The sequence below is a fragment of the Thioalkalivibrio thiocyanodenitrificans ARhD 1 genome (assembly GCF_000378965.1).
GTDB lineage: Bacteria > Pseudomonadota > Gammaproteobacteria > Ectothiorhodospirales > Ectothiorhodospiraceae > Thioalkalivibrio_A > Thioalkalivibrio_A thiocyanodenitrificans.
This window is the reverse complement of sequence record NZ_KB900536.1, coordinates 2,629,986-2,642,976: the sequence shown is the minus strand read 5'-3', so window position 1 is coordinate 2,642,976 and position 12,991 is coordinate 2,629,986. Positions and strand designations below refer to the sequence as shown.

10 protein-coding genes are annotated in these 12,991 nt (G+C 65.7%); 2 read left to right on the top strand and 8 right to left on the bottom strand.

The annotated features are described in order from the left end of the window. Positions 1-124: 124 nt before the first annotated feature. Complete coding sequence (locus tag THITHI_RS0112570; protein WP_018233457.1) at positions 125-886, top strand: TIGR01458 family HAD-type hydrolase; 762 nt, start codon at positions 125-127, stop codon at positions 884-886. Positions 887-1,150: 264 nt separating this feature from the next. Here the strand turns inward: THITHI_RS0112570 and THITHI_RS0112565 are convergent, their stop codons facing one another. From THITHI_RS0112565 to THITHI_RS0112530, 8 genes are all read right to left on the bottom strand, one after another. Then, entirely contained in the window at positions 1,151-2,077 is a 927-nt protein-coding gene (locus tag THITHI_RS0112565; protein ID WP_018233456.1) for an MBL fold metallo-hydrolase, read from the bottom strand. Positions 2,078-2,163: 86 nt separating this feature from the next. Continuing rightward, a complete protein-coding gene (gene chrA, locus THITHI_RS0112560; RefSeq protein WP_018233455.1) occupies positions 2,164-3,534 on the bottom strand; it encodes a chromate efflux transporter in 1,371 nt (456 codons plus the stop codon). Next, on the bottom strand, positions 3,531-4,499 hold the full coding sequence (locus THITHI_RS0112555; protein ID WP_026186321.1) for a chromate resistance protein ChrB domain-containing protein: 969 nt from the start codon (positions 4,497-4,499) through the stop codon (positions 3,531-3,533). Before THITHI_RS0112555 ends, chrA begins: the two co-directional genes overlap by 4 nt. A gap of 112 nt (positions 4,500-4,611) precedes the next feature. Continuing rightward, the gene (locus tag THITHI_RS0112550; RefSeq protein WP_018233453.1) at positions 4,612-5,532 is read right to left on the bottom strand and encodes a pirin family protein; all 921 of its coding nucleotides are present in this window, start codon (positions 5,530-5,532) and stop codon (positions 4,612-4,614) included. Between the two features lie 141 nt (positions 5,533-5,673). Beyond that, positions 5,674-8,388 carry a cation-transporting P-type ATPase gene (locus THITHI_RS0112545; protein ID WP_018233452.1) on the bottom strand — a complete coding sequence of 905 codons (2,715 nt, stop codon included), beginning with the start codon at positions 8,386-8,388 and terminating at the stop codon, positions 5,674-5,676. Further along, positions 8,385-11,096, bottom strand: coding sequence for a cation-transporting P-type ATPase (locus THITHI_RS0112540; protein ID WP_018233451.1), 2,712 nt, complete (start codon positions 11,094-11,096; stop codon positions 8,385-8,387). Before THITHI_RS0112540 ends, THITHI_RS0112545 begins: the two co-directional genes overlap by 4 nt. 478 nt (positions 11,097-11,574) lie before the next feature. Then, on the bottom strand, positions 11,575-12,108 hold the full coding sequence (locus THITHI_RS0112535) for an outer membrane protein (protein ID WP_018233450.1): 534 nt from the start codon (positions 12,106-12,108) through the stop codon (positions 11,575-11,577). Positions 12,109-12,295: 187 nt separating this feature from the next. After that, complete coding sequence (locus tag THITHI_RS0112530) at positions 12,296-12,511, bottom strand: GDCCVxC domain-containing (seleno)protein (protein ID WP_018233449.1); 216 nt, start codon at positions 12,509-12,511, stop codon at positions 12,296-12,298. A gap of 29 nt (positions 12,512-12,540) precedes the next feature. Between THITHI_RS0112530 and THITHI_RS0112525 the strand changes: the two genes are divergently transcribed. Further along, positions 12,541-12,972, top strand: a complete 432-nt coding sequence (locus THITHI_RS0112525) for a MerR family transcriptional regulator (RefSeq protein WP_232199418.1) — start codon at positions 12,541-12,543, stop codon at positions 12,970-12,972. Positions 12,973-12,991: the final 19 nt, after the last annotated feature.

Below are 12,991 nucleotides of genomic sequence, written 5' to 3'. Positions count from 1 at the left end.
TCGACGTCAGGAATTTGACGTATAGCGCGACAAGGTGAAGGAAAGACCTTTTTAATGAAGGATCATCGCGTCATCATAACCTTGTCTCGACAGATTTTGATTCGTTGCTCGGAAGGCCAACGGCATGAACGAGATCCGTGGTGTCCTGCTGGATTTGAGTGGTGTGCTGTATCTGGGTGACCGGCCGCTGTCCGGGGCGGTGGATGCGGTGGCGCGGTTGCAGGGATCCGGGATGCCGGTGCGCTACATCACCAACACCACCCGTCGTACCCGCGCGCAGATCCACTTGATGATGGCGGGCATGGGGTTTTCCATTGCCGAGGACGAGATCTTCACCGCGCCCGGCGCCGTGCGTGCGGCCCTCAAGCGTGACGGACTGACGCCTCTGTTGCTCATTCATCCGGACCTCGAGCCCGAGTTCGCCGACTTTCCCGGTGATGTCCCGGATGCGGTTGTGCTGGGAGACGCCGGCGACAGCTTCACCTACAAGAACCTGAATCGCGCCTTCCGGTTGCTCATGGGCGGCGCACCGTTGCTGGCCATGGGCAATAACCGCTATTTCAGGGAGGCAGACGGACTGAGTCTCGATATCGGGCCTTTCCTCAAGGCCCTGGAGTATGCCGCCGACGTGCAGGGGACGGTGCTCGGCAAGCCATCGAGCGACTTCTTCCACGGCGCCGTCTCGGACATGGGGCTGGAACCCGATCAGGTACTCATGGTGGGCGACGACGTGGAGGCCGATGTCCAGGGTGCCCTCGACGCCGGTCTGCAGGCCTGTCTGGTCAGGACCGGCAAATACCGCCCCGGCGACGAGGGGCGTATCGAAGCCGGTCGGTCCCGAGTGGCGGATGATCTGTCGGCCGTGGTTGATGGTCTGGCTGTCTGAACCGGTTAGCCACAGAGGACACAGAGGGCACAGAGAAATTCAGGATCCGAGCTTGCTCGCCAAGGCGAGCCAGAAGTCGAGCAAGGTTGGTTTCGTTTCTTCTCTGTGACCTCTGTGCCCTCTGTGGCAAAACGCCTTTCAGAGAAGCAATTGATAACCGGCACGCCGGGCTCAGGCATGGCGGATGCGCTCCGCTTGTCCGCCCTACGCCCTTGACTTGCCTGTGAACAATGCCGGCTGGGACACCGGAGGTTTGCCTGTCACTCAGAATCCGAAGATCCTGCGCTCGCTCTCCTGGTAGGCGATGTTGGCATTGCGCGGCGCCAGGGCGTCAAAGTCAGCCAGCCCCTCCCATCGACTCGCGTCGAAGTCGTTGATGGCGGACTGCATGTCGGTGCCTGCTTCCACTGCCGCATCCATGTGGTCCATGAGCGATGCCAGATAATCCCGGGTCGGGTGCTGAAACTCCTCGATGGATCCCGGTTTGCCGTGTCCGGGGATGAACAATGCATCCCCGTACTCAGAGGCCAGCCGATCGAAGGCCTCGATCCAACCCGACATGCTTCCCACCGGAAGAACGGCCAGCAGGCGCCCGCCATAGAGGACGTCGCCGGCGAACACCACGTTGTCGGGCGCCACATGCACGGCGAGGCTGCCATCGGTATGGGTGTTGCCCACGTTCTCGATCGTAAGCGTCACGCCCGCGCCCAGGTCCAGCGTCTTGTGCGTCTCCACCAGGACGTCCGGCGCCGCCGGCGCCTGTACGTGGCCGGCCGGCAATTCGAGTGTCCGTTCAATCGCCCGCGCGAATGCCGTGCCGTCGCTTTGCATGCGTTCCACGGCGTCCTTCGCCGCAATGATGGCGGCCCCCTGCTCCCGGAACACCGGATTGCCCATGAAGCGGTGTGCCTGGGAGTTGGTGTTGATCACGTAGCGCACGGGCAGATCCGTATGCGAGCGAATCCTGTGGAGCATCTCTGCTGCCATGTCCGGACCGTATCCGGAGTCGATCACCGCCACGGCCTCTGCGCCGACCACGAAACCGAGGTTCATCCGAAACCCGCGGTTCTCCGGTGTCGGCCCCCCGTAGGGACCGATCCACGCCCAGGTGTTGGGTGCGACCGGCTGGGCTTCGGGAAGGATATCCCCGGCCACTGCCTTTGCCATGCCGGTCGTCAGGAGAAAGGCCATCAGGCTTGCTCTTAGCATCAAAGCACTGTGTCTGGTCATACTCACCTCAATTGTCGATGGGCTTGATGTTGAAGGCTCGAGCACTGCTACGCTCCCTGCAGAAGCAACCGGTAGCTCGCTCCGACCGCAGCGCAGGCAATAAGCAGGGGGATGATGCCGACCCTGTACCGGAACAGGGCGATGAAGGCGGCAATGCCGAGCAGGGCGGTAAACCATTCGAAGTCACCTTCGAAGCCCTGCGGCCAGAGCACGTGCCAGGCGAAGAACACGGCGAGATTCAGGATCACGCCCACCACCGCTGCGGTGATACCCGTGAGCGGCGCGGTGAAGTGCAGTTCATGGCGCGTGGCCTCCACCGCCGGCGCACCCACAAGGATGAACAGGAAGGACGGCAGGAAGGTAAAGAAGGTGGCCACCACCGCTCCGAGTGCGCCGGCGATCACCATCTGGTCCGCCCCGAGGAAGGCATGAGTCCAGCCGCCCACGAAACCCACGAAGGTGACGATCATGATCAGCGGCCCGGGCGTCGATTCACCCAGTGCCAGCCCGTCGATCATCTGGTGCGCCGTGAGCCACTGGTAGGTCTCCACGCCGCCCTGGTAGACGTAGGGCAGCACGGCGTACGCGCCGCCGAAGGTGACCAGCGCCGCCTGGGTGAAGAACACGCCCATGCGCGTGAGCGTGCCGTCCCAGCCGTACACGGCAAGGAGTCCGCCCAGCACGCCCGCCCAGAGCAGCAGGCCGATCGTGGCGAAGAGCATTACCCGGGGCCAGCGGAATCGCATCCACGGCTGCACCGGCGTGTCGTCATCGATGAGCGCGGGACCGTAGCCGTCCTTGGCGGTCGGTCCGTGCCCGCCGCCCGTCCTGAAACGGTCCGGCGACAGGCGCCCGCCGATCCAGCCGATGATGCCCGCGCCGATGACGATATAGGGGAAGGGGATGTTGAGGGCAAAGATGGCGACGAAGGCCGCCGCCGCCATGGCCCAGAGCGCACCGTTTTTCAGGGCGCGGCTGCCGATGCGCCAGGCGGCGTGTACCACGATGGCGGTCACCGCCGGTTTGATGCCGTAGAGGATCGCCTGAATGACAGGAACGTCGCCGAAGGCCAGGTAGATCCACGTCAGTCCGATGAGGATAAAGAGCGACGGCAGCACGAACAGCGTGCCGGCAATGATTCCGCCCAGGGTGCCGTGCATGAGCCAGCCGATGTAGGTGGCCAGCTGCTGGGCCTCCGGTCCCGGCAGCACCATGGTGTAGTTGAGGGCGTGCAGGAAGCGGTGCTCGGAGATCCAGCGCCGCCGCTCCACCAGTTCCTGGTGCATGATGCTGATCTGCCCGGCGGGGCCACCGAAGCTGATGAAGCCCAGTTTCAACCACCAGCGGACGGCCTCCAGCAGGCCGACAGGCGCTGGTTTTTCGGTTGCGGCGGGTCGGGTGCCGGCCTCGCGGCTCATGTGTTCAGTTCCTGTGCGGGGGAGAAACTGCGGTGCAGGTCTTCCAGGACCGGCGACACTGCGGCCAGCAGGGCATCGTCATCACCGCAGCGTTGCTTGGCGCCCGTGAGGACAGCCTCGAAACCGGCAGCCTCGGCGACCGGGGCGCCGCCGATATCCAGGAAACGCACCAGCTCGCCCAGACGCACCAGCCCGGGATCATCGTCCAGGGAGAAGGCCTCCGTCAGGACCTGAAACGTGACCCGTTCGCCCACGTGAGTGAAGGTTGCACCGTCGAAGTCGAAGCCCAGGGCGTCAGCAGGGCAGTCTGCAGGGCGGGCCAGCCACAGGAACCGGGCCTCGGGGTCGATGAACCGGTTGATCAGCCAGGCGCTGGCGACCCGATCCACCCAAAGGGAGGCACGCGTGGCCCAGGTTCGACCCCGGTAATCGCGGACGTTGAGACGAGGGATGGATTGTTCCGGTGCCTGGGAAGGCTCATCGGGGGAGAGTCTTGCCTGGACCGCGGCCTCCAGGATCTCCAGCCGTGCGCGCATGGCGTCACGTTCCGGCCCCGGAAAGTAGTCGATCCGGTGCAGATGCTCGGCGTCACGCCGGATCTGGCGCAGTTGCTTGAGCAACTCCGGCTCGGCCAGATCATCGACCTGCTCGGCCAGCGCCGTCGCAGCTTCCGTGATGGCCTGGTATTCCTCGCAGCGGTCGAACAGATTCCGGTAGCGGTCTTCCTCCGGGGCGGGGACGGAAAAGACCAGGTGGTGAGCCTGACCGCCGGCGGTGCGGATGTCCTCCGCAAGGCCGCGCAGGGTCTCGTGCAGGTCGGGGCGTTCCGGCAGGATATAGACCCCGTCACGCAGGGTCCCCGCCCCCAGCGTCTTGAGGGCGCGCCACAGCCGCACGCGACTGGTATCCCGGCCCCCGGGGAAGGACAGGATCAGCATTTGCCAGCGGGTCGGCAAGAAAGTCATGTAACGGACATTACATTAGATGTAATGATCGTGACAACATCCTGTGTCTCGGGGCGGATGCGCGCAGCGCATCCGGGGTCGCTGAAAGCGCTGTCTGGATCACGAAGCCGTGCTATCTCTCCGGCAGCGGAATGAACTCGACCTCGTCCCCCGGTACTTTGGGGAACGCGCCGTTCTTCCAGTCCGCCTTGGCCTGTTCGATGCGCTCCTTGCGGCTGGAGACGAAATTCCACCAGATGTGCCGGTCGCCGAGCGGCTCGCCGCCGATCAGCGCCAGTCGGGTGTCCTCCAGCGCATGGACCGTCACGGTGTGGCCCGTGTGCAGAACGGCCATGCTGAATTGATCGATCACGCTTTCCAGGGCCTTGAGCCTTCCCTTGACCACGTAAAGCGCACGCTCATCCACGCCATCCGGCAGCGTCAGGCTCTGCCCGGCCTTGAGGGCGGCTTCCACGTAGAGCGTCCGGGCGAACGTCCTGACGGGGGATTGCACGCCATAGGCAGAGCCGATCAGTACGCGGACGGCAGCGCCATCGACGGACAGGGACGGGAGCTGTTCGCGATCGTAGTGGTGGAACGCCGGATCGATCTCCTCATCGGCTTCCGGAAGGGCCAGCCACAACTGCAGGCCGTCCAGGACATTGTCGGCGGCCTTCACTTCCTCCCGCTGGCGCTCTGAATGCACGATGCCTTTGCCCGCCACCATCAGGTTGATCGCGCCGGGGGTGATGGCCAATTCATTGCCCAGGGAATCCCGGTGCAGCATCTCACCCTGAAACAGGTAGGTCACCGTGGCGAGATTGATGTGCGGATGCGGCCTGACATCGATCCCCTTGCCCGGCTCGAACACGGCCGGCCCCATGTGATCAAAGAAGATCCAGGGCCCGACCATGCGCCGTTTGCCGGACGGCAGGGCCCGGCGCACGGAAAAGCCGCCGAGATCGTGCTCCTTCGGAGCGATCATGAGGTCGATGGCGGTACATGTGCCCGGCTGCTCAATCTGCTCTTCGTCGAAGGTGGTTTCTATGCTCATGGTCTGTCCCTCACGGGTCTTGAAAGGCCTCGACGCAAAGACGCGAAGGAACGCAAAGGATTTCTGAGTGTAAATCCAAAACGACCTTTGCGCCCCTTTGCGACATTGCGTCTTTGCGTCAAGGCCTTTGCCTTTGACTGCCTACTGATGCGCCTGCACGTCACGCCGCTTGAGAAAGGCCTTCTCCAGTTCCACCAGCACGAACAGCGCCATGCCGAAGACGAGGATGCGGCCCCAGTCGTCGAGGCCCAGAGCGGCGGTGCCGAACAGGAACTGCAGCGGGGGCGCGTAGGTGAACAGGCCCTGCAGCACGATGAGCACCCCGACGGCGATGAGTACGGCGCGGCTGCCCAGCAGCCCGGCCCGGTTGAACACCGGCTCCAGGATGTAGCGGCTGTTGAAGAGATAGAAAAGCTGACCCATCACCAGGGTGTTGATGGCCACGGTGCGGGCGATCTCCACCGCGACCCCCTGCTGCTCCATCCACAGGAAATGGCCGAAGGTGCCGGCCACCAGGAGGGCGGAGACGAACACCACGCGCCAGATGAGAAAGCCGGACAGGATCGGCGTCTGGGGCGGTCTCGGCGGCCGTTCCATGACGCCGGGCTCGGTGGGCTCGAAGGCCAGCGCCAGGGCCAGGGTCACGGCGGTGACCATGTTCACCCACAGCACCTGCACCGGGGTCAGCGGCAGGGTGAGCCCCAGCAGGATCGCGGCGACAATCGTGAAAGCCTGGCCGCCGTTGGTGGGCAGCAGGAACAGGATGGCCTTGCGCAGGTTGTCGTAGACGGTGCGCCCTTCCTCCACGGCATGCGCGATCGAGGCGAAGTTGTCATCGGCCAGCACCATCTCCGCGGCCTCCTTGGAGGCCTCGGTGCCCTTGATGCCCATGGCCACGCCCACGTCGGCGCGCTTGAGTGCCGGCGCGTCGTTGACCCCGTCTCCGGTCATGGCCACCACGTGCCTGTTGGCCTGGATGGCACGCACCAGGCGCAGCTTGTGTTCCGGGGTGGCACGGGCAAAGACATCCACTTCCCGAACGGTGCGCTCCATCTCGTCGTCGGAGAGTTTCTCCAGTTCATGGCCGACCATCACGCCGCCCGAGGTGTCGATGCCCAGCTCGTCGGCGATGGCCCGGGCGGTCACCCCGTGATCGCCGGTGATCATCTTGACCACGATGCCCGCCGACTGGCATTCGGCCACCGACTCGATGGCCTCGTCCCTGGGCGGATCGATGATGCCGCACAATGCCACCATCGTGAGCCCGCCGTCCTCGATGTCGGGGAACTCCAGGGTGCGCTTGTCCGCGTCCACGCCCTTAACGGCCAGCGCCAGCAGGCGCTGTCCCTTCGCGGCGATCTCGTCCATGTGCTGCTGCCAGCGATCCGTGTCGATGTCACGGTCGCCGTCCACGGTGCGTTCCCGGTTGCACACCGCCAGCACCCGTTCCGGCGCGCCTTTGAGATACACGAGGCTGTGGTTCCCCTCGTGGTGGTGATGCAGGGTGGCCATGAACTTGTAGGAGGACTCGAAGGGGATCACGTCATCCCGCGGATAAAGCTCATTGGTTTCCCTGTGATTCAGCCCGCCCTTGAGCGCGGCCGTTACCAGTGAGCCCTCCGTGGGATCACCTTCAAGCACCCACTCGCCGTCCCTTTGACGCACCTCCGCGTCATTGCACAGCAGGATGCCGCGCAGGGTTTCGGCCAGCACCGGGTGTTCTTCCGGTTCCACGTCCTGACCGTCGCGCGAAAACCCGCCGTGGGGTTCGTAGCCCACGCCGCCCACCTCGAAGATGTCCTCGCCGGTGACGATGGACTTGACCGTCATCTCGTTGCGGGTCAGCGTGCCGGTCTTGTCGGAACAGATGGTGGTGACAGAGCCCAGGGTCTCCACCGCCGGCAGGCGGCGGATGATGGCATTGCGCGCGGCCATGCGCTGCACGCCGATGGCCAGCGTGATGGTCATGATGGCAGGGAGACCCTCGGGGATGGCGGCGACCGCCAGGCTCACCGCCGCGAGGAAGGTCTCCAGGATGTCGTAATCCCGGAACCAGTAGCCGAAGGCAAAGGTGAAGGCGGCAAGCACCACGATGGCCACCGACAGCCAGCGGCCGAACACGGCAATGTCGCGCAGCAGCGGCGTGGTGAGCTGCTCGACTTCGCCCAGCATGGTGGAGATGCGGCCGATCTGGGTCCCGGTGCCGGTGGCCACCACCACGCCGCGCCCCTGGCCGAAGGCCACCAGCGTGCCGGAGAAGGCCATGCCGCCCCGGTCGCCCAGGTCCGCGTCCTCGTCCACGGGATCGGTCTGCTTGTCCACGGCCACCGACTCGCCGGTGAGCATCGCCTCGTCGATGCGCATGTTGTGGACACGCAGCAGTCTCAGATCGGCAGGCACCTTGTCGCCCGCCTGCAGGAACACGATGTCCCCCGGCACCAGTTCCTCGGCGGGCACCGTGCGCCGCTCGCCGTCGCGCAGCACCAGGGCCTTGGGGGAAAGCATGCTGCGGATGGCGTCCAGGGCCTCCTCCGCCTTTCCCTCCTGGATGAAACCGATGATGGCGTTGATCAGCACCACGCCCAGGATCACGCCCGTGTCCACCCAGTGCTGCAGGAACGCGGTGCCCGCGGCCGCGGCGATGAGAATGTAGATGAGCACGTTGTGGAACTGCAGCAGGAAACGCTTGAGCGGACCGGTCCGTTCCGGCGGCGGAAGGCGGTTGTGGCCGAAACGTTCCAGGCGCTCCTTCACCTGCCCGGCATCGAGCCCCTGTTCGGAGACCTCCAGTTCCCGCAGGACATCATCCGTCCCCCGGTTGTGCCAGGGGGTGCTCTCGGGCTGTGGCTCGTTCATTGAATGAATTTCCTGATAACGACCTTCTCGGTCTCGACGATGACAAACAACAGCACGCCGAAGAGCAGGATACGCCACCAGTGCTCGAGGGGCACCGGGGTGGTGCCGAACAGGGTGTTCATGACCGGCGCGAAGGTGAACGCGATCTGCAACACGATCAGCACCCCGATGGCGATCCACATGGCCCGGGAACGGAACACCTCCAGGCCGATCAGCACCGGCTGGTGGATGAGCCTCAGGTTCAGGAGATAGAAGGCCTGCCCGGCGACCAGCGTATTGATGGCCACGGTGCGCGCGAGTTCGTCGGAGACACCCAGGACCTCTTCCATGTACACGAAGTGCCCGAAGGTGCCGGCCCAAAGCAGGATGGCCACAAACGGGATGCGCCACAGCAGGAAACCCGAGAGCAATGGTGCGTCGGGGCGCCGGGGCGGTCGTTTCATGACACCCGGTTCGGCCGGCTCGAAGGCCAGCGCCATGGCCAGCGTCACCGAGGTCACCATGTTTACCCACAGCACCTGCACCGGCGTGAGCGGCAGGGCGAGCCCCATGAGGATGGCCATCATGATGGTGAGCGACTGGCCCGCGTTGGTGGGCAGGGTGTGCAGGATGGCCTTGCGGATGTTGTCGTAGACGGTGCGCCCTTCCTCCACGGCGTGGGCGATGGAGGCGAAGTTGTCGTCGGTCAGCACCATCTCGGCGGCCTCCTTGGCGGCCTCGGTGCCTTTCCGCCCCATGGCCACGCCCACGTCGGCGCGCTTGAGCGCCGGCGCGTCGTTGACCCCGTCGCCGGTCATGGCCACGATGCGCCCGTCCGCCTGCAGGGCCTGCACCAGGCGCAGTTTGTGCTCGGGTGTGGTGCGGGCGAACACGTCCGCCTCCTGCACAGCGCGGCCCAGGGCGTCCTCGTCCATCTCCTCCAGTTCGTGGCCGGAAAGCGCGGTGATCTCGTTGCCCATGCCCAACTGCTCGCCGATGGCCCGGGCGGTGATCAGGTGATCGCCGGTGATCATCTTCACGCCGATACCCGCCTCCCGGCACTCCTTGACGGCGGCGATGGCCTCGTCCCGGGGCGGATCGATGATGCCCAGCAGGGCCAGCATCGTGAAGCCGCCTTCCTCGATGTGCGCGTAGGTGAGGTCGCGTTGCTCCGGCGCGGCATCGCGCACCGCTACCGCCAGAAGCCGCTGGCCCCTTGCCGCGATCTGCTCCATGTGCCCGTGCCAGGCGTCCCGGTCGACGGGTGCGTTCCTGTCGCCTTCCCGCTGGCTTTCGCACAGGGACAGCACCCGCTCCGGTGCCCCCTTCAGGAACACGCGCCCGTGCCCCTCGTGGTCGTGGTGCAGGGTGGCCATGTACTTGTGGTCCGACTCGAAGGGGATCACGTCGGTGCGCGGCAGCCGCTCCTGCTGCTGGTGCGGGTCGAGCCCCGCCTTGCAGGCGGCGGTGACCAGGGCGCCCTCGGTGGGATCGCCTTCCATGACCCACTGGCCTTCCCGTTCGTAAAGCACCGCGTCGTTGCACAACAGTCCCGCCAGAAGGGTATCCCAGAGTACCGGATGATCGTCGGGGGCCACGTCGCGGTCGCCCAGCAGGAAACCGCCACGGGGTTCATAGCCCACGCCGGTGACATCGAAGCGCTGCGCAGCGGTGACCACGGTCTGCACGGTCATCTCGTTGCGCGTGAGCGTGCCGGTCTTGTCCGAGCAGATGGCGGACACGGAACCCAGGGTCTCCACGGCCGGCAGGCGGCGGATGATGGCGTTGCGTTTCGCCATCTTCTGCACGCCGATGGCCAGCGCGATGGTCATGATGGCGGGCAGGCCTTCCGGGATGGTGGAGACCGCCAGGCTCACCGCCGCCAGGAACATTTCGTCCAGGGGGTAGCTGCGTATCCAGTAACCGAATGCGAACGTGGCGGCGGAGATGAAGATGATCACCACCGCCAGCCAGTGGCCGAACTGCTCCATCTGGCGCACCAGCGGCGTTTGCAGGCTTTGCACCTCGCCGAGCATCTCGGAGATGCGCCCGATCTCCGTGTGCGCACCGGTGCCCACCACCACGCCCGTCGCCCGGCCGAAGGCCACCAGAGTGCCGGAGAAGGCCATGCAGGTGCGATCGCCAAGAGGCGCGTCCTCGGCCACGGGGTCAACGGCCTTTTCCACCGGCACCGATTCGCCGGTGAGCACCGCCTCTTCCACGCGCAGGTTCTTCACTTCCAGAAGGCGCAGATCGGCGGGCACCCGGTCTCCGGCCTGCAGAAAGACGATATCGCCGGGCACCAGTTCGTCCGCGGGCACCTCGCGCCGCTTGCCGTCGCGCATCACCGCCGCCTTGGGCGAGAGCATGTTGCGGATGGCGTCCAGGGCCTTTTCCGCCTTGCCCTCCTGGATGAACCCGATCATGGTGTTGATGAGCACCACGGCGAGAATCACGCCGGTGTCCACCCAGTGGCCCAGCAATGCGGTGCCGAGCGCGGCCACCAGCAGGATGTAGATCAGCACATTGTGGAAATGGCGCAGAAAGCGCAGCAACGGCCCTGCCTTCTCCGGCGGGGGGAGAGCATTGTGTCCGTACCGTTCCAGGCGTTCCCGCGCCTCGTCACTGCCCAGGCCCCGGCGTTCGGTGCGCCAGTGCGAAAGCGTCTCCTGCGCGTCGCGTGCATGCCATGTCCGGTTTGCGGGCCTGTCGCTGGCGGGGGGAACCATGGAATCGGTCCTTGCGCTGGTTTCCCTGTTGATGGTCGGCAACCCGTGGCCGCCGGGCAAGCCGCTCGGGGCCGTCCGTTGAGCGGGATCAGGGAGAGGATTGATTTCAATGAGTGACAGGCGAACGGGGTTCCGGTTCCCCTGCCGTCGGGCGGCAGGGGGAAACCGGGAGAAGGCGGGGACGCCAGTGAGGAACCGCAACCCCCCGGTCCTCCGGGCGAAAGGGGTTTGGTTTGGGCAGAATCGCCCACGGGAGTGGGCTCCTACAGGGGGGGTCGAGGCACGCGTGTAGGAGCCCGGTCCTCCGGGCGAAAGGGGTTTGGCTTGGGCAGGATCGCCCACGGGAGTGGGCTCCTACAGGGGGGGGCGAGGCACGCGTGTAGGAGCCCGGTCCTCCGGGCGAAAGGGGTTTGGCTTGGGCGGGTAATCGCCCAGGGGACTGGGCTCCTACGGGGGGAGGTAATCGCGCGGCGCCGGGTCAGAAATGAAAGCCGGCCTTGCCGAGGATGCGCATGTTGTCGGCGTCGCGGCGGCGACCGTCGAAGCGGGCGCTCTCGGTGAACTGGTAACGGGCTTCAAGACCCAGGAAGAGGTTGCCGGCTGTCCGGTAGTGCATGCTGCCGCCCACCTGGAACGACCAGAGTCCGTGGTCATCGTTGCCGATGTTGGTGCGCGCATAGCCGATACCCGGGCCGACGCCCAGCGCAAGGTCGGGCGCCACGTCCACCGTGTAGTGGCTGTTGAGTTCCGCACTCGTCATCTTGAGCGGACTGTCGTTGTACCGGGTGAGGCTCAGGTGGTGACGCACGCGCCCCCGGGCGGGCTGGATGAACCGGCAGTTGGCGGACAATTCGATGCCGTAGACCAGATCGTCATCGGCACGGGGAACATCGGGAAACAGTACGCCGCCCAGCACGGCGATGGCGGGATCGGCGGGGGGTTGCTGGGCCATGGCGGGGCCGCCGGCCAGCAGGGCAGCGGCGCAGGCGAGGGGGATCGGGATGCGATGCATGGGGCGTCTCCTTTCAGATCAATGGAACTGCGGATGCATCCCAGTGTGCGCTGACCCCGGCAGACTGTCCGTGATCAGATCACCAATCCGCCCCCGCGGGACGCCCGATCCCGGGCTGAACACCGCGGTCCGGGCACGGCGCCTGCAATCGCCCTTTCCGACCCCGGCCGCTGTTCCCTGTCCCGCATCACGGAGGCGAGTCCTGCCCGCGCGTCTGCACGAATGGACAGGGAACGTCCCCGTAGGAGCAGAACACGCAGCAGTCCCCGGGTTTGGGATGCAGCAGGGTGTGGCAGTGCGCGCACTGGTAGTACCACTGACATGCATCGGTGGGCATGTGTTCGGTGCGGCGGTGGCCACAGGCCGGGCAGGTGATGGTCGACCGGTCGATGGGCGCTTCCATGGGGTGTCTCCCGACTAGGATCGGGCGTTATGATCAGGTCCGTACCCTGGTACGGAGTCAAGGGCATGCTGACCATCTCGATGCTGGCCCGGGAAGCGGGCGTGGGCGTGGAGACCGTGCGGTTCTATCAGCGCAAGGGCCTGCTCCGGTTACCGGAGCGGCCGCCGGGCGGCATACGCCGTTATGACTCGGCGGAGGTGGCCCGCCTGCGGTTCATCAGATCGGCGCAGCGGCTGGGATTCAGCCTGGCCGAGATCGGCCAGCTCCTGCAACTGGAAGACGGTCTCCATTGTGACGAGGCGCGCGAGATCGCAGAGCACAAGCTGCAGGGCGTACGCGCACGCAAGGCGGACCTGGAGCGCATGGAGGCCGCGTTGTCGACCCTGGTGGCGGATTGCGGTTCGGCGGCGGGCGGGTCCGTGGGCTGCCCGCTGATCGAAGCGCTGCGCGAAGACGACTGATTCGTCGGTGCGGTCGAAT